General features: G+C 71.7%; 16 protein-coding genes. 8 read left to right on the forward strand and 8 right to left on the reverse strand.

The window, feature by feature from the left end; translation table 11 throughout:
- Window positions 1-84: 84 nt before the first annotated feature.
- The 5 genes from R6Y94_RS00355 to R6Y94_RS00375 are packed head-to-tail and all read right to left on the reverse strand — an operon-like array spanning window position 85 to window position 7,252.
- Window positions 85-3,831 carry a beta-ketoacyl synthase N-terminal-like domain-containing protein gene (locus R6Y94_RS00355; protein ID WP_318393685.1) on the reverse strand — a complete coding sequence of 1,249 codons (3,747 nt, stop codon included), beginning with the start codon at window positions 3,829-3,831 and terminating at the stop codon, window positions 85-87.
- Between the two features lie 45 nt (window positions 3,832-3,876).
- Window positions 3,877-4,926 carry a hypothetical protein gene (locus tag R6Y94_RS00360; RefSeq protein WP_318393686.1) on the reverse strand — a complete coding sequence of 350 codons (1,050 nt, stop codon included), beginning with the start codon at window positions 4,924-4,926 and terminating at the stop codon, window positions 3,877-3,879.
- Window positions 4,927-4,946: 20 nt separating this feature from the next.
- A complete protein-coding gene (locus R6Y94_RS00365) occupies window positions 4,947-5,786 on the reverse strand; it encodes an ACP S-malonyltransferase (RefSeq protein WP_318393687.1) in 840 nt (279 codons plus the stop codon).
- A gap of 51 nt (window positions 5,787-5,837) precedes the next feature.
- On the reverse strand, window positions 5,838-6,971 hold the full coding sequence (locus R6Y94_RS00370) for a hypothetical protein (protein ID WP_318393688.1): 1,134 nt from the start codon (window positions 6,969-6,971) through the stop codon (window positions 5,838-5,840).
- Window positions 6,968-7,252 carry a hypothetical protein gene (locus R6Y94_RS00375; RefSeq protein WP_318393689.1) on the reverse strand — a complete coding sequence of 95 codons (285 nt, stop codon included), beginning with the start codon at window positions 7,250-7,252 and terminating at the stop codon, window positions 6,968-6,970. Before R6Y94_RS00375 ends, R6Y94_RS00370 begins: the two co-directional genes overlap by 4 nt.
- A gap of 302 nt (window positions 7,253-7,554) precedes the next feature.
- Here R6Y94_RS00375 and R6Y94_RS00380 point away from each other — a divergent pair, with 302 nt between their 5' ends.
- From R6Y94_RS00380 to R6Y94_RS00390, 3 genes are all read left to right on the forward strand, one after another.
- Window positions 7,555-7,698 carry a hypothetical protein gene (locus R6Y94_RS00380; RefSeq protein WP_318393690.1) on the forward strand — a complete coding sequence of 48 codons (144 nt, stop codon included), beginning with the start codon at window positions 7,555-7,557 and terminating at the stop codon, window positions 7,696-7,698.
- Window positions 7,671-8,216, forward strand: a complete 546-nt coding sequence (locus R6Y94_RS44960) for a transcriptional regulator (protein WP_412102661.1) — start codon at window positions 7,671-7,673, stop codon at window positions 8,214-8,216. Before R6Y94_RS00380 ends, R6Y94_RS44960 begins: the two co-directional genes overlap by 28 nt.
- 352 nt (window positions 8,217-8,568) lie before the next feature.
- A complete protein-coding gene (locus tag R6Y94_RS00390) occupies window positions 8,569-9,009 on the forward strand; it encodes a VOC family protein (RefSeq protein ID WP_318393691.1) in 441 nt (146 codons plus the stop codon).
- 33 nt (window positions 9,010-9,042) lie between these two features.
- Here R6Y94_RS00390 and R6Y94_RS00395 read toward each other — a convergent pair whose 3' ends face one another.
- Both R6Y94_RS00395 and R6Y94_RS00400 read right to left on the reverse strand, forming a co-directional pair.
- Complete coding sequence (locus R6Y94_RS00395) at window positions 9,043-9,924, reverse strand: fructosamine kinase family protein (protein WP_318393754.1); 882 nt, start codon at window positions 9,922-9,924, stop codon at window positions 9,043-9,045.
- A gap of 163 nt (window positions 9,925-10,087) precedes the next feature.
- Complete coding sequence (locus tag R6Y94_RS00400) at window positions 10,088-10,414, reverse strand: hypothetical protein (protein WP_318393692.1); 327 nt, start codon at window positions 10,412-10,414, stop codon at window positions 10,088-10,090.
- A gap of 196 nt (window positions 10,415-10,610) precedes the next feature.
- On the opposite strand from R6Y94_RS00400, the gene R6Y94_RS00405 reads away from it, so the two are divergent.
- Both R6Y94_RS00405 and R6Y94_RS00410 read left to right on the forward strand, forming a co-directional pair.
- On the forward strand, window positions 10,611-11,222 hold the full coding sequence (locus tag R6Y94_RS00405) for an STAS domain-containing protein (protein WP_318393693.1): 612 nt from the start codon (window positions 10,611-10,613) through the stop codon (window positions 11,220-11,222).
- A gap of 27 nt (window positions 11,223-11,249) precedes the next feature.
- Entirely contained in the window at window positions 11,250-11,435 is a 186-nt protein-coding gene (locus R6Y94_RS00410; protein WP_318393694.1) for a hypothetical protein, read from the forward strand.
- A gap of 160 nt (window positions 11,436-11,595) precedes the next feature.
- On the opposite strand, the gene R6Y94_RS00415 is transcribed toward R6Y94_RS00410, so the two are convergent.
- Window positions 11,596-11,937, reverse strand: a complete 342-nt coding sequence (locus R6Y94_RS00415; protein ID WP_318393695.1) for an STAS domain-containing protein — start codon at window positions 11,935-11,937, stop codon at window positions 11,596-11,598.
- Between the two features lie 552 nt (window positions 11,938-12,489).
- On the opposite strand from R6Y94_RS00415, the gene R6Y94_RS00420 reads away from it, so the two are divergent.
- From R6Y94_RS00420 to R6Y94_RS00430, 3 genes are all read left to right on the forward strand, one after another.
- Window positions 12,490-13,185: a DJ-1/PfpI family protein gene (locus tag R6Y94_RS00420; RefSeq protein ID WP_318393696.1), complete on the forward strand. Its 696-nt coding sequence runs from the start codon at window positions 12,490-12,492 to the stop codon at window positions 13,183-13,185.
- A 24-nt stretch (window positions 13,186-13,209) separates the two neighbouring features.
- On the forward strand, window positions 13,210-14,694 hold the full coding sequence (locus R6Y94_RS00425; RefSeq protein WP_318393697.1) for a PepSY domain-containing protein: 1,485 nt from the start codon (window positions 13,210-13,212) through the stop codon (window positions 14,692-14,694).
- 335 nt (window positions 14,695-15,029) lie between these two features.
- The gene (locus tag R6Y94_RS00430; protein ID WP_318393698.1) at window positions 15,030-15,590 is read left to right on the forward strand and encodes a sigma-70 family RNA polymerase sigma factor; all 561 of its coding nucleotides are present in this window, start codon (window positions 15,030-15,032) and stop codon (window positions 15,588-15,590) included.
- The last annotated feature ends 77 nt before the right edge of the window (window positions 15,591-15,667 follow it).

A 15,667-nucleotide genomic window follows, 5' to 3' on the forward strand; every position in this document is an offset into this window, starting at 1 on the left:
CCTTCTCGGCTTTCCCCTGCGGTCCGTCGTGGCCGCCGATGGAAGTCGGTGCACCGGCACCGCGCGGTTCAGGCGGAAAGACGTTCATTCGGAGCTTTCCGCCCACTCGGTTCCGTAGCCGGACTCGATCGTCTCGGCGATGGCCTGCACCGAGGCGGCGCCGAGCAGGTCGACCGGGTCGATGCTCCGCCCCAGGGCGCTGCTCAGGTTGCTCGTCACCGCCACCACGCCGAGGGAGTCGACACCCAGCGTCCGCAGGTCCGCGTCGATCGGCACGGTACGGGCGCCGGTCGCGTGCGCGAGACACCGGGCCACGGTCAGCTCCACGTCGGAGTACTCCCCGCCGGGCCGGCCCACCAGATCGACGGCGACCGCCTGGATCGCGGCCCGGTTCCGGGCAGCGAGCTGCTCCAGTCGGTCCGCCGCGTCGATCGCCGCCGCGTCGACCCGCTCGGCGATCTCGTCCGACAGCGCCATCCGCTGCGCCGGCAGCATCGCCACCAGCTCGCTGGTGTAGTCGATCCGGCCGGCCAGGAAGCGCCGCTGGTCCGAGCGCAGCCCGGCCATCAGCAGGTCCAGCCCTTCCTGGGTACGCAGGGCCCGGAACACCCCGTCCTCGTTGGTGCCCGTGGTCACCGCCATGCCGGTGTCCCGCCAGGCCACCCAGTCGATCGCCAGCACCCGGGGCGCCGCGGTGGACCGCTGGCCGGGGTCGGCTCCGCAGGCGTCGCCGACGGTGGACCGCTGGCCGGGGTCGGCTCCGCAGGCGTCGCCGACCGTGGGCGCCGCCACGGCCACCGTGTCCAGGTAGTAGTTCGCCGCCGCGTAGTCGGCCTGGCCGAGCGACGGGAACACCGCCGCGGCCGAGGCCATGTGTACGACGAAGTCCGGTGGATCGTGCCGGGTCAGGGCATCCAGCAGGTAGCCGCCGCGCATCTTCGGCCGGAGCACTCGCCGGAACTCCTCGACCGTCCGGAACATGATCAGGTTCTCGCCCGGGATGCCCGCCGCGTGCACCACTCCGTCGAGGCGCCCGTGCTTGTGCCGGATCCGGGACACCAGGTCGGTGAGGTGCTCCTCGTCCCCGGCGTCGCCGGCCTCCACCCGGACGTCGGCCCCGAGTTCGACGAGGTCCAGCAGGGCGCGCGCCCGATCGGCGAGCGGCCCGCCGTCCGGAGTGTGTGCCAGCCGCTCCCACTCCGTGCGGGGCGGCAGCGCAGTCCGGCCGGTCAGGTACAGGTGTACGCCGGGCGCCTGCTGCGCGAAGCGGTGCCCGATGGCCAGGCCGAGGCCGCCGGTACCGCCGCTGATCAGGTAGGCGCCCCCGGGCCGGAGCAGCTCGGTGTCGAGATCGGCCCGGGGTGTCAGCTCGGGGATCTCGCTGAACAGTTCGGCGTGCGGTACACCGTCGCGCAGCGCGTAGACGCCGGGGGGGTCGGCAAGTAGTTCCCGGCCCAGCACCTCGTCGGCGGTGGCGTCGTCGGTGTCCACCAGGCGGACGTTCAGCGTCGGGTACTCCTGGATCAGCGTCTTGGCCAGTCCGGCCAGGGCGGCGTTCTCGGCGACCGCCCCGCCGCCCGGTTCGACCGCCAGGGCGTTGCGGGTCAGCACCACCAACGTCAGCTGGGCCGCCCGCTGCATCAGTTCCTTGGCCAACAGGAAGAGCCCGATCACGTTCTTCTCGACCCGCCGGTCGAACTCCGTCAGATCGGCGGCCGGTCGCGGTTCGAAGCCCAGGGCGAACACCAGGTGCGTCGGCGCCTCGGCGACGAGTCGGTCGGTGGTCGCGGAGAATCGGTCCGGCGCGTCCGGGTCCGGGGGCGGCGGGCTGACCAGCCGTACGCCGGGTAACGCCGCGGTCAGCCGGGACCCGGTGTCCGGCGCGTCCTGGTCGACGAGTGCGACCACCGACACCGGGGCGGTGGCTTTCGCCGCGCCGTCGACCGGCACGAAGGTTACCTGGTAGGCGCCGGATTGCTCGATCGGCCCGTTGCCCCCGACCAGGAGTCCCTCCCAGTCGTCCGGGAACGGTACCCAGGCCCGGGTCTCGTCGAACCGGTACGGCACGAGGCTGACCGTCCGCGGAGCGGGGCCCGGATGCCCGTCGGTGAACTGTCGCAGTAGGTCGACGTCGCCGCCCTGCTGCCAGCCGACGCGCAGCCTTTCCAGCAGGCGGTCACGCTTGTCCCGGTCGGCAGGCGCGCGAGGCTCCGGGCGCGGGTCACCGGCGTGGGTATGCGCGGCAGGTTCCGGGCGCGGGTCACCGGCAAGGATCGCGGTCAGCCCGTCCCGCAGTTCGCCCATGTCCCGGACCACCAGACCGACCCGGCGCTCGTGGTGGCTGCGCGAGACGTTCGCGGTGTAGCAGACGTCCGCGAGCCGCCGGTCGAGGTCGCCGCGGGCCAGCCGGTCCCGCAGCGCGTGCAGGATCAGCCGCAGCGACCGGTCGGTCCGGGCGCTGAGCGTGCACAGGTATCCGACCCGGGCGTCGGGCTCGGGCACCGGCCCGTCGGCCGCCGGATCGGCGTACTCCTCGAGGACCACGTGCGCGTTCGTGCCGCCGAGACCGAAAGCGCTCACCCCGCACCGGCGGACCCCGTCGCGCTCCGGCCACGGTTCGAGTTCGGTCGGCAACCGGACCGGGGAGGCGTCGAAGTCGATGTCGGGGTTGGGCTGCCGCAGGTAGGACAGCGGGGCGATCTGCCGGTTCCGCAAACCCTGCACCGCCTTGATCATCCCGAGGACTCCGGACCCCTCAAAGAGGTGCCCGACGGTGGTCTTGACCGTGCCGACCGCGCAGAAGCCGCGCTCGTCGGTCACCCTGCGGAACGCCCGGGTCAAGCCGTCGATCTCCACCGGGTCGCCGATCCGGGTCGCGGTCCCGTGCACCTCCAGGTAGCCCAGGGTGCGTGGGTCGATCCCGGCCCGCTGCCAGGCCGACGCCAGCAGCCGGGCCTGCGACTGCGCGTCCGGCCCGGTCATCGACTCGGAATTGCCGTCGTGGTTCACCGCACTGCCCTTGACCACCGCGAGGACCTGGTCGCGGTCGGCGAGTGCCCGGTCCAGGCGCTTGAGCACCAGGGCACCGGACCCCTCGCCCATTCCGGTGCCGTCGGCGGAGTCGTCGAACGTCCGGGTCGTGCCGTCGGACGACTCGATCCCGATCCGGTGGGAGGCGCGCTTGACCGGCAGCAGCATCACCCGGGCGCCAGCCACCACGGCCATCTCGCAGTCGTCGGCGAGCAGTGCCGTCCGGGCCAGGTGTACCGCGACCAGCGATGCCGAGCAGGCGCTGTCCACCACCATGCTGGGACCCCGCAGATCGAGCAGGTACGACAGCCGGTTGGCGAGCATCGTCGGGATGTTGCCGGTGATGCCGAGCTGGTTCACCGAGGAGTCGATCGTCGACCAGTACTCGGCGTAGTCACCGCCGGGATTGGCGGCGAAGCCGACGTACACCCCGGTCCGGCTTCCCCGGATCCGGTCGCCCAGGTAGCCCGCGTCCTCCAGGGCGCGGTAGGTCGTCCGCAGTATGAGCCGCTGGTGCGGGTCGGTGAGCGCCGCCTGGGCCTGGGTCATCCCGAAGAACTCGTGGTCGAACAGGTCGATCCGGTCCAGGTAGCTGGCCCGGTGGTACTCGGGACCGGCCAGATCCGGCCGCTGACCGAGGGCGGTCCGGTCCTGGTGGCGGACGAACTCCTCGACGTCGCGCCGGCGCCGGGCCGGAAACGGACGGGTGAGACTGCGACCGGCCGCCACCAGCTCCCACAAGCCTTGCGGATCGGAGGCCCCCGGGATCTCGACGGCCTGGCCGATGATTGCGATGTCCATGTTCGGCACCTTCGACTTCAGTCGTGGTGGGGCGGCCGGTGCCGCTCAACCGGGAAGGGTGATCGTTACGGCTCCGGCGGCCAGCTCGGCCTTGAGCTGGCGTAGGCAGGTCACCTCGGCCGTCCGGAGGGTTTGCAGCTCACGGCGCCACGGGCCGGGGTCGTCCGGGCCCTGGCCGGACAGGTACCCCATGGCCCGGCCCAGCGACTGGGACAGCAGCGCCGCCAGCCGGCGGTACGTGGTCACCACCTTCGGGCTGTGCGAGGTGTACCGGAGGAACCGGTGGAAAAGGTTCCGGGAACCGGCGAGCATCCGCAGCAGGTCGGCGCTGGCCACCTGCTGGTCCAGGTCGGGGCGGCGGGCCCGGTCGGTGAGCAGCAGCTGGGGCAGGCTCTCGTACGCCTCGAATCCGTCCTGCAACCCGGTGATGGTCTGCCGGTAACGCTCGGCGAACATCTCCGGTTGCGGTGCCCCGGTCCTGCGCAGGCTCAGGCAGTCCACGAACCAGTGCTCCGGGTCGGCGCTGGCGGCGGCCGTCACCTCGGCAACGGCGAGGTACTCGGGGCGGAACTCGGGTCCCTCGTCGGTGGTGTCCGGGGTCACCAGCCACTTGCCGTCCTCGGACACCCCGCACACCATCACGCCGTGCCCGCCGCGCCCGCCGCCGTCGGGGCGCCCACGGCGGCGCATCAGGTCGGCCCAGTAGCCGACGTCCGCGGCCGGGGCGTAGAAGGTCACCGGCTGACCGGCCGCCACGAGGCGGGGTAGCCGCGGCAGCAGGTCGAGGTCGGCGTGCCCCATCCACTGCACCTCGTACCCCAGGGCCGCGATGTCCTCGATGTCGCACAGGTCCTGCCGCATCGTCCAGCGTGGCTGCTGCTGGATCGCACAGTGCCGGTAGTAGTCGGTGGTCCTGCCGAGCGCGCCGTAGGTGAGCAGGTCAGCCATTGGCGTCACTGCCCGCAGGTAGGACAGGGCCTGCCGTTGCCGGCACTCCAGGTACATGGTGGGGTCGGCGTTGACCAGGCGCCCGGTGGCAGTCAGTTGGCGGACCGGGCCGACCGGGGTCGTCACCACCTCGGTCGTGACGGACACCGCCGCGCCTGCCGCCGCGCTCAACGGACCGCTCCGATCATGGCGGTGAGGGTGCTGCCCTCCAACTCGTCCACCTGGGTCACCCCGAGCCGGCGCAGCCGGTGCACCACCGCCACCCACTCCACCGGACTGACCAGCTGGCGGGTCAGCAGCTCGGCCGCGAACGTGGGGTCGAAGTCCGCACCGGTGACGCTCGAGACGACCAGGGTGTGCCCGGGGCCGAACGACGCCTCGCGCAGGGCCCGGGCGAAGCGGACCCGGGCCGGAGCCATCAGCGGGGTGTGGAAAGGCCCGCTGACCCGCAGCGGTAGCACGTTGCTCGCCCCGGCGGACCGCAGCAGCCGCGACACCAGCCCGAGTTGGGCGGACTGCCCGCCGAGGGTCACGTGACGGTCGCTGTTCCGGTTGGCCAGGAACACCTGGTTCAGGTTGCTGCGGCGAATCACCCGCTCGACCTCGTCGGCCGGCAGTCCGAGCACCGCCACCATTCCGCCGTCGCGGACCTCCGCCATCGCCAGCGCGCGTTCCCGCACCAGGCGCAGCCCGCTCATCAGATCCAGGATTCCGGCGGCCACCAGCGCGTTGAATTCGCCCAGGCTGTGACCGGCGAAGACGGCGTACTCGCGGGGGTCGTCGTCCTCGGCGTGGGCCAGCGCCCGAAGCGCGTTCACCAGGAAGATGGTCGGCTGGGCGTACCGGGTGTCGGTCAGCTGTGCGACGTCGCCCCGCTCGGACATCTCGCGCGGCGACCAGCCGAGGACGTCCTCGGCGGCGGCGACGATCTCGGGATAGCGCCGGAACAGTTCGGCGCCCATTCGCGGGCGCTGGGTGCCCTGTCCGGGGAATACCAGTCCATACATACGTGTGCCCTTCTCGAGGTTCTCTTCCGGGTCGGTCACCGGCGGCCCGGTTCAGGCCGCCGAGGCCGGCCGCACCGGGATGTACTCCAGGACGTCGCCCTGGGGTTCCAGGCATTTGCGGGTGAACATCCGCACCGCGACTCCCGGGCCGAAGTCGAACGCCCGCGACGGGCGGTGCTCGGCCATCACCGATCGCACCGTGGCCGACCAGTCCAGTGGCCGGCAGATAACCTGTGACAGGCAGTCGGCGTAAAGGTCTCCGGCCCGCTGCAGGTCCCGCGGAAAATCGGTGGCGTACACCGGCGCGGCGAGCCGGGCGCTGGTGATCGACGTGCCGGCCCAGGCCCGGTCCGCGCCGAGGTGGTCGAGCACCGGTGCCAACCGGCTGTTGTGGAACGGCACCGTGCTGCGCAGGAAGGCGTAGCCGGCGCCCGCCCCGGCGAATGCCGCCCGATGCCGCAACCACAGCTCGAGCAGCCCGTTGGTGCTGCCGCAGAGGACGGCGTCGCAGGGGCCGTTCACCAGGCCCAGTTCGACTGGGCGCCCGCCTTCCGCCAGGTGCTCGGCCAGCAGGTCGCGGAGCCGGTCCACCTTTAGCCCGGACACGGCGACCATCGGCCCGGGACGCCCCTTGGCGCCGCTGAGCTGGGCATATCGGCGCACGAGTCCCGGTTCGCCGTGCGGGTTACCGGCCGTCTGCTGGCAGCGCAGCAGGGTCAGCGTCGTCATGGCCATCGACTCGTGAGCGTCCCGGAGGAACTGCTGCTGGCCGCCGTCCGGCTTCAGCGACGCGATCACCGCGGAGATCAGGCCGAGGCTGTGGCCGAGGCCGATCACCGGGCCGGACCAGGCTGCCCGGGCATCCGGCCGGAGCAGGCACAGGTGCATGAGGTGGGTGAGCAGCCCTTCGACCACCGAGGACCGCAGTGCCGCCGGGGTGATCGGCACCTGACCACGAAGCCAACCGCGTAGCGGGATTCCGTCCGGCGGCAGGTGCCGGGCGCGGTCCGGGCCGAAGCGGTAGACCGCCCGGTCGACGGCCTCTGCGGCGACCTCGAGGAGCTGCCGGTCGCCGGGGCGCCGATAGAGGTGCTGCAGTTGCCGGACCAGGCCGGGTACGGACGCCCCGAAGCCCGAGAACAGCAGAAGGGCGGACGCCGGCCTGTGCCGACCCGAGGAGGTCATGCGGATCCTCCTTGGTGCAGGCCGTCGATACCGCGTGTCCGGCTGCCCCGGGCGATGCGCCACGGCGGCACGGGCTCACCGATCGCGGACGTGACCTCCAAGCCCGCGGCGAGCCGGTCGAAGGTCGCTCCGCGCAGGTCCGCCCGTTCGATGTACGGGTTCCAGTCCGACCAGCGGTCGACATTGGTCTGCAGGTTCCGCACCGTGCCGAGCGCGGCGTGGGTGGGGACATCGTCGAGTTCGACGACCACCGGGGCGTTGCGGTTGACGTCCATCGCCATATCCGCAGCGTCCCCGGCCGCACGACGGCGGACATCCGGCAACTGACGCGACTCCATCCATAGAAGCTGGTCTATCTATGGTCCCGGGTGCCGTGCCACAACTCGTTTGATGGTCGTGGTCTGGGCTTTTGAAGATCGTGTCGGGCCGTCGCCGTAGGACGACATGCTCCGGTGGGCGGCAGCCAGCAAAACTCCTACTAGCGGAACTGGTCTCTGATGGAAACCTATTGGCATGACCAGTGATCCGGCATAGCCGGCGGGGATCCCCGCCGGCTACTGTCCGACGTGCGCACCGCCCACCGGTGCGGGTCGACCAGCGGGTGACCTGGTTCGCGCTGCTGGTGCCGGCCGGGGCGACGTTCGTGGGGATCCCGTTCGACCGGTACTTCCTCGTCTCCCACTGCGTCAGCGACGGCGTGTGCCAGTTCTGGCGTCGCAGGTGCTGATCTACTGGCCGCCGGCGCTGCTGCTGGCGTACATGGCGATCGCCGTCTGCTACCTGCGGGTCGCCCGGGCACGAGGGCTGGGCGCGCGGGTGCTGCCGTACGCGCTCACCGGTGGCGCGCTGACCCTCCTGTTCACCGCCGCGTGGGTGGCGGCGCGCCTGTACCTCCCGACCCACCCGCCCCGGACCCGCCTCGGCCCGCCCACCCGGTCACCGGGCTGGACGAGGTGGTGCGCCAGCGGGTCCGCCTCGGCATCCACCATCGTGCACGAGGCGCGCCGGGCGGAGTTCGGTTACCTGCGTACCCAGTTGGGCCTGACCGCCGGGAACCTCTCCAAGCACCTGGGCGTGCTGGAGGCGGCCGGGCTGATCGAAGTCGAGAAGGGGTACGCCGGCAAGCGTGGCCGCACCTGGATCACCCTCACCGCCGCCGGCGACACGGCGCTCGCCGACGAGATCGCGCGGCTCAAGCTGCTCGTCGCCCGTGTCGAGACCACAGACCCTCCGGAGGACCGATGAATACCGTACTGACCCGCCGACACCTGCTCACCGCCGCGCTCGCCACCGGGGTCGCCGTGCCGCCCGGCGCTGCCCGCGGCTGGGCGGCACTGGTGTCGGCACCTACGCCACCGGCGGCAGCGACTGCTCGAAGGCCCCAACCCGGCCTTCCCGGAGGTGCAATTCATTCCCTGACGCGCCGTCGGACGGCGATCGTGGGCAGCGGACGCAGCCGGGCGCGCAGGATCGTGACCGGAGTCCCTCGTCAGCGGTTCCCGAAGAAGGTGTTGGAGGAATGTCGAGAACGGCCTGGCAGCTCCGTCTCAGGCGCGGATGCGGTCACCGTGGCCGCACAACCCCGAGGAGACCCGGCATGACGATTCAGCGGATGGACAACGTTCTCATCGTTGTCGACGACCTTGACGCCGTTGTCTCGTTCTTCGTCGAACTTGGCATGGAGTTGGAGGGCAAGGGGCCGGTCGAGGGACGGTGGGTGGAGCGTGTCATCGGGATCGACGACGTCCGACAGGACGTCGCGATGCTGCGGACCCCGGACGGTGACGGCCGAATCGAGCTGGCGATGTTCCACACGCCGAAGGCGATCACCGCCGAGCCGAAGGATGCACCGGCGAACACGCTGGGCATTCGCCGTATCATGTTCGCCGTCGATGACGTCGAGGGCGTGGTTGCCCGCCTGCGCACCCACGGCGCCGAACTCGTCGGCGAGCTGGCACAGTACGAGGACAGCTATCGGCTCTGCTACGTCCGCGGCCCCGAGGGCATCATCGTCGGACTGGCCGAACAGCTCGGCTGAAGGCCGCGGCCGCGACCGACGTCGGACCGCTGGTCAGGTTCGCGGCCGGAACGGGCCGAGGGTGGCACGGATCTGATCGCCCGCGCCCCAGTCGTCGTCGAACTGGGCCAGCACGGCGAGGTGCTGGCGTAGCTGGACAATCGGCATGCGGGCCCGCCAGTCGCCGTCAAGGGAGGTCAGCTCGGCATAGACCTCGAAGAACCGTTGCGCCTCGGGCGGGGGCGAGGTGGACCACAGATGGGCGAGGTCGACCTCGGCCCACATGTAGGACACGGCCGGGTCGATCAGCGCGGGCCGGCCGTCCGGGGTGGCCAGCAGGTTCTGCGTCCACAGATCGCCGTGCGTCAGGCATGCCGGCCGGTCCGGCAGCAGGTCGGGCAGCCGGTGACACAGCCGTTCCAGTGCCGTCCGGTCTCCGGGGTCGAGTGCCGCCTCGACGCGGGGCTGCCCGAGCCACCGAAGCAGCCGATGCTGTGCGAAGAATGCGAAGCCGTCCTCATCCCAAGTGTTGATCTGCCGGTAGCGGCCCAGCCAGTTGTCGCGGTGCCATCCGAAGCGAGGATGGGTCGTGCTCAGGTGCAGGCGGGCGAGCGTGTGCGCGAACTGCTCCCAGAAGGTCTCACTGCGCGGCCTCGGCCGCAGTACCGACAACACAAGCAGCTCTCGGTCCGCCAGGATCACCTCGGGGGTCGCCACGCCGCCGAGCTCGCGTAGGGCGGCCAGCCCTTCGGCCTCCGCGACGAAGACGTCGTCGGCAGGCGCGTCGGCGAAGGCCTTGACGAACACCGAGGGCGCTTCCCGGCGGGTGGCTACGCCCGCGAGCGCCGCGACCCCACCCGTCGCCGGCTCCACTGTGACGACATCGCGCATCCCGGCCCGGAAGAGGCACTCGAGCAGGTACGTCGCCGAGTGCATCACGAAGGGTTCCTCCTGGCCGGGTGCGTGTTCGCCAGATGTTATGCGAACGACAGTTGACCGTTCGATACCGACCTTCGGTCCCAAGGCCAGACCACGCAACATGCCGCCAGCCGAGCGCCACGCACCGTCACAGCGGGAGATCATCTTCTGCTGTCTCGTCCTACCGACGAGCGGACGTCGCGTTAGCTGCGCTGCGCCCCCTCAGCCGCCGTAGGAACGCGTCCGTTCGGCGTTGCTGGTTGCGTGACGCCCTGCCCACCTCCAGCACATCATCGTCAATCACCATCCGGACGGAGGGCACCGGTCGGTTGGAAAGCCACTCCTGCGTCAGCCCGATGATGGCAGGTAGTGCCGTCGGAGCCAGGACGACCAGCAGCGAGCCCATGGCGAACGCGTCCACAGGCTTCGCACCGGCCGGTACGTCACCGTGGCGCACCGAGTCGACACCGTCGACGGCGAGACCCAGCAACCTGTCACGCAGCGCCATCGCGAGTGCGCCAGGTCGAGCGCGATGTCCGGGCCGCTGTCGGGCCGTCAGGGCATCAGTGAACGTCATCACCCCCCCGGCGGCACTGGCGGGTGGCACCGGCTTTGTCATGTGATCGTCATGAACCTGGGGACAATCCGCCATGCCCGATAGGCAGGCTGTGCCGCATACCGACGGAACGAGCCGGAGGCGTGACATGGGGCAACTGGTCCGAGCGACGGCACAGGTGCCAGGAGCGTCCGGCGGCCCGTCCGAGCCGGTCGAGGTGTTCGTCGACGGGGAACTGGACATCGCCAGGGTGCCCCGGCTCGGTGCCGTCCTCGACGCGGTCATCGACCAGCGCCCGGCCCACGTGGTGATCGACCTCGCCGCCTGCCGGCATGTCGACGCCGCCGGGATCTCGCTGCTGCTGGACGCGCACCGCCGCCTGATGCGCTCCGGCGGGCAGGTGACGCTCCGCCAACCCAGCACGCGGGTGCGGCGCATCCTGCGGATCGCCCGGCTGCACAACGTCCTCCGAATGGAACCCCCGGAGCCGGTCGAGGGGTCGGCCGCCCCGGCAGGCGAGCGGAGCACCACCGCTGTGCCGGCTGCACCAGACCTTTTCCCATCCCCTTCCCCCCGGGGACGCGTGGCGGGGCCGGTATCGGTTCGAACCGGCTCCGCCACGCACGGGGATCTGGAACCCGGGCCCCATGCCGAGGATGCGGAGCGTCCCGGCCCCGACCAGGGCGCTGCCGGGCGCGACGGATCGGAGCGGACGGGTGCGCGGGGCGAACATGAAGGTCGTACCCGCGACAGCCGGTAGGTGGGGTGGCGACGGCAAACCGGGCGAGTGTGCCCCCTACCCGCGAACGAGTCCGGTCGGTACCTGCGCGACTACGCCCGCCGGCATCCGCGCGGCGCGGCACTGCTGATGCGGACGATCGGCCAGTGTGTCGACGGGTCTGACGCGGCGGACGAGCGGATCGGCTCGGACCCGGACCGGGGCGTGCCGGTCCTACGAGTGATTTCCGACTGAGTGGCCGGACGACCGGCGGCCCGGCGCCGGCAGCGGTGCACTGTTCGGACCGCCGCCGGGCAGCGGCAGAAACCGCAGGGACGCACGGCCCGTCAGAACCGTGCCGGTGGGCGAACGTGGCCGGGGCCGACGAATCGCGCCGTGTGCCCAGGGGACCGAGTCAGACGCCGCCGTTGGCCTGCTGCTGTGTCGGCCGGGCCAACATATCGGTGAGGCCGCGGGTGTGAAGCTGTTCGTAGACACCGGGTTGGGGGTCGACCACCAGGAGTCTGCAGTTGCACGCGGCGGCGGTGCTGCCGCCTGACATCAAGGCGTCCACCCCCGCGTCGTCGATCGCCGGCACGGCACGGAGGTCGACGAAGATCCTGTCGGGCTTCGTGGCGGCCAGCACTGCGGTGACCCGGTCCTGCAGTTTGAACGCGTTTTCCGAGGTGATGGCGCCGTCGGGCCGGATGGCGATCGCGGCATTGGGCAGGCGCTGGGTTGCGATGATGAGCGTCATCGTTCCTCCGTACAGATCGGGAGTCCGTACGCCCCGATGGGGATCACGCCGGGTAGGTTTCCGCTCGACGCGCCACAGTAGTGGGCGGGGGACCGCGGTGGCAGTGCGGGTGGGGGATCGGCCGGCCTCGTCGTACCGGCCAAACTATGTTTCCGATGTGGCGATCCGTCTGCGGGTATGCGTCGGTCTCGTGACAGCAGTGTTGGCCCGAGGCGGGAGGGCGGCGTGGACCTGAGCCGAGGCTTCCGGTAGGACGTGTCGATCGGGAGCGGACGGCCCGAAGCGGTACCAGGACGGACGTGTTCCTACGGCGACCGCCGGCCTTCCTGCTCGTCGTGTCGGCTACCGGAATGCGGGACCCCACCCGCTCATCGGGACGGAGCCTGAGTCACGGGCCCGGGACGCTCCGGACGCGCCCGCCGTCCGCACGACCGACGTCCAGATGGCCACCTCGCTTCACGTTGACAATCTTCAATGGGACGTGGGGAACCAGACTGGTGTTTCCGCCGACTATCTCCCTGGCGCATCGTGACGGCTGGAGAGGGTGGGCAGGTGGAACGCAGACGTTTCATGGTCGGGGTCGGCGCGGTGGCGGCTGGCGCGGGGATGGCCGCCGGCCCAGGGGTGGCCCGGGCGTCGGGGCCGTTGCGGGTGCAGATCGTGATGTTCGACGGCGTGGAGGAGCAGGACTTCGCCGGACCGTACGAGGTCTTCTCGCTGGCCGGTCGCCTGTCCGGTGGCGGGATCCGGGTCTGCTACGTGACCGGCGGGCGGCCGCGCACCGTGACGGCGGCGTTCGGCACGAGGGTGGCGGTGGAGCGGGGCTGGTCCCCCGGGGCGGCTGACCTGATCGTGGTGCCCGGCGGTGGTTTCGGCCGGCCGGAGGAACCGGGTATCTGGCCCGAGATCAACAAGGGTGACCTGCCGCGCAGGCTGGCCGCGGCCCGCCGTCCGGGGCTGACGATCGCGTCGCTGTGCACCGGCGCGATCATCCTGGCCGCCGCGGGCCTCACCGCCGGTCGGCCGTGCACGACCCACGGCGGCGCGAAGGCCGAGCTGGCCGCGCGCGGCGGGCTGGTGAAGAACGCTCGGGTTGTCGACGACGGCGACCTGGTCACGGCCGCGGGCATCACGTCCGGCCTGGAGCTTGCCCTGCACCTCGTGCGGCGAGAGGTGAGCGCCGACGTGGCCACCCGCGCCGAAGGCGTACTGGAGTACGAAGCCCGCGGCACCGTCTGGACCCCCTGACCGCCAACCCCCTTGGAGGCCCTCGTGTCGACTACCGCGGCACCGTCATCGGAGCCGGAAACCCCGATCGCACCGCCCGCCGCCGCCGCGCCGCCGGGTGCACCGGCCGCGCGGCGGCGGTCGATCGGACCGCTGGTGCTGCGGCTGCACTTCTATGCCGGAGTCCTGATCGCGCCGTTCCTGGTCGTGGCCGCGCTGACCGGCCTGGCGTTCGTGTTCACACCGCAGCTGGACAGCCTGGTCTACGCCCACGAGCTGCGCGTCGACGCCGGCGGCGCACCCGCTCGTCCGCTGGCCGAGCAGGTAGTCGCCGCCCGCGCCGCCCATCCAGACGGTGACCTGGCGTCGGTGCTCCCGCCGGTGGCGGCGACCGACACCACGAAGGTGGTCTTCAACCTGCCACACCTCCGGGAGAAGCAGCACACGGTGTACGTGGACCCGTACACGAACGAAGTGCGCGGCACCCTGACCACCTGGTTCGGGGAGACACCGCTGATGACCTGGCTGGACGACCTGCACCGCAACCTGCACCTGGGCGTCGTCGGCCGGCACTACTCCGAGCTGGCGGCGAGCTGGCTGTGGGTCGTCGTGCTCGGCGGTCTCTTCCTGTGGCTGCGCCGCCAGGGGACCGGCCGACGCGGGCTGCGCCGCACCGTCCTGCCCGACCTCGCCGCGAACGTGGGCGTGCGCCGTACCCGAAGCTGGCACGCGGCCACCGGGGTATGGCTCGCGATCGGGCTGCTTGCGCTGTCCGCGACCGGGTTGACCTGGTCACGCTATGCCGGCGGGAATTTCGACATCGTCCAGAACGGGCTCGACGCGCACAGCCCCACCCTGGAGACCGCTCTGCCCGGCGCCGCCCCGGCCCATGGCGTCGACAGCGGCGGGCACCACGGAGGCGGCACGACGACCGGGGGTTTCGACCCGACCGATGTCGACAGGGCCGCGTTGATCGCCCGCGAGGCCGGCGTGGACGGGAAGGTGATCATCTCGCCGCCCGCCGGGCCGGGTACGGCGTGGGTGGTGGCGCAGGACGACCCTTCCTGGCCGTACGGCTGGGACCGCGTTGCCGTCGACCCGGCCGCCGGCAGCGTCGTGGCGCGCTCCGATTTTGCCGACTGGCCGCTGCTGGCGCAGTTGTCCAAGCTGGGCGTCGCGTTCCACATGGGTTTCCTGTTCGGGATCGTCAACCAGATCCTGCTCGCCGCGCTTGCCGTCGGGCTGCTGTGCGTGACCGTGTGGGGATACCGGATGTGGTGGCAGCGCCGCCCCACCCGTGCCGACCGGCGTGCGCCCCTGGGCGCCCCGCCCGGTCGTGGCGCGTGGCGGCAGACGCATCCGCTGGTGATGATCGTCGTGCTTCTGATCGCGGTCGCGGTCGGCTGGGCGTTGCCGGCGCTCGGTGTCACCCTCGGCGCGTTCCTCGTCATCGACCTGGTGCTCGGCGTGGTCCAACGCCGGCGGGCACGGCGGGTGATACCGACATCGCCCGCACCCGTCCGGAGCTGATGGCCGGCCGGCCGGCATCGATCTGCCGGCGTCCCGGCGGAGCGGATCGAGGCGGGCTGGCTGGATCTGGTCGATCACCTGGTGCCGGCCCGACTCGTCACCCGAGGTACTGGCCGGATCTGTCGCGGTACCGCCCCTACAGCAGGGCGGCCGATGCGGAGTTCCAGAGGGTCCCGGTGCCCGGGCCCTACGCGGCGTTCCACCGGCGCAGGACGACGACGCAGACCGGGTGTCGTGGCCGCGGGAGTGGGGAACAGGTGGCAGTTTCGATCCATTGGGTGCGGCGGCGCCGGTGTGCATGCGCGGGATGTGAGGGTCGCGGCACGATGACCGGCATGAACGGCGATGCGACCGTCACGGAGTTGGCGCTGGCCGCGGGGCGAGGCGACCGGGAGGCGGCTGCGGCGTTCGTGGCCGCGACCCAACGGGATGTGTGGCGGTTCCTGGCCCACCTGGCCAGCCCCGTCGAGGCTGACGACCTGACCCAGGAGACCTACCTGCGGGCGCTGCGCAGCCTGCCGACGTTCGCCGGCCGCTCGTCGGCCGCCACCTGGCTGTTCACGATCGCCCGCCGGGTCGTGGTCGACCAGGTCCGCGCCGCGGCGGCCCGGCCCCGGCTGGTCGCGGGCGGGGACTGGCAGAAGGCCGCCGATACCGGCCGGGCTGGTGGGGCTGGGCGGTTCGAGGAAGGCGTGGTGTTGCGCCACCTGCTGGATGGTCTGTCGGTGGAGCGGCGGGAGGCATTCGTGGCCACCCAGGTTCTCGGGCTCTCGTACGAGGAGGCCGCGCGGGTGTGTGACTGCCCGGTGGGCACGATCCGGTCCCGGGTCGCCCGGGCGCGGGAGGATCTGATCGCCGCGATGGCCGAGCCGGCCCGCAGGCTTCGTTCCAGCTGAGGTGCGGCGGCCCGGCATCCGTCGGCCCGGGCATGTGCGGTTCCCGTCGGCCGGTGTGGCCGGAGATCAGCCGCAGG

Origin of the sequence: Plantactinospora sp. KLBMP9567, assembly GCF_033446045.1 — a bacterium.
Taxonomy (GTDB): domain Bacteria; phylum Actinomycetota; class Actinomycetes; order Mycobacteriales; family Micromonosporaceae; genus Plantactinospora.

Coding starts and splice junctions, on each gene's coding strand:
- R6Y94_RS00365 (WP_318393687.1), bottom strand. CDS start 5,786: ATGTATGGACTGGTATTCCCCGGACAGGGCACCCAGCGCCCGCGAATG.
- R6Y94_RS00395 (WP_318393754.1), bottom strand. CDS start 9,924: ATGCACTCGGCGACGTACCTGCTCGAGTGCCTCTTCCGGGCCGGGATG.
- R6Y94_RS00375 (WP_318393689.1), bottom strand. CDS start 7,252: ATGGCGATGGACGTCAACCGCAACGCCCCGGTGGTCGTCGAACTCGAC.
- R6Y94_RS00415 (WP_318393695.1), bottom strand. CDS start 11,937: ATGACGCTCATCATCGCAACCCAGCGCCTGCCCAATGCCGCGATCGCC.
- R6Y94_RS00370 (WP_318393688.1), bottom strand. CDS start 6,971: ATGACCTCCTCGGGTCGGCACAGGCCGGCGTCCGCCCTTCTGCTGTTC.
- R6Y94_RS00430 (WP_318393698.1), top strand. CDS start 15,030: ATGAACGGCGATGCGACCGTCACGGAGTTGGCGCTGGCCGCGGGGCGA.
- R6Y94_RS00390 (WP_318393691.1), top strand. CDS start 8,569: ATGACGATTCAGCGGATGGACAACGTTCTCATCGTTGTCGACGACCTT.
- R6Y94_RS00355 (WP_318393685.1), bottom strand. CDS start 3,831: ATGGACATCGCAATCATCGGCCAGGCCGTCGAGATCCCGGGGGCCTCC.
- R6Y94_RS00405 (WP_318393693.1), top strand. CDS start 10,611: ATGGGGCAACTGGTCCGAGCGACGGCACAGGTGCCAGGAGCGTCCGGC.
- R6Y94_RS00400 (WP_318393692.1), bottom strand. CDS start 10,414: ATGGCGCTGCGTGACAGGTTGCTGGGTCTCGCCGTCGACGGTGTCGAC.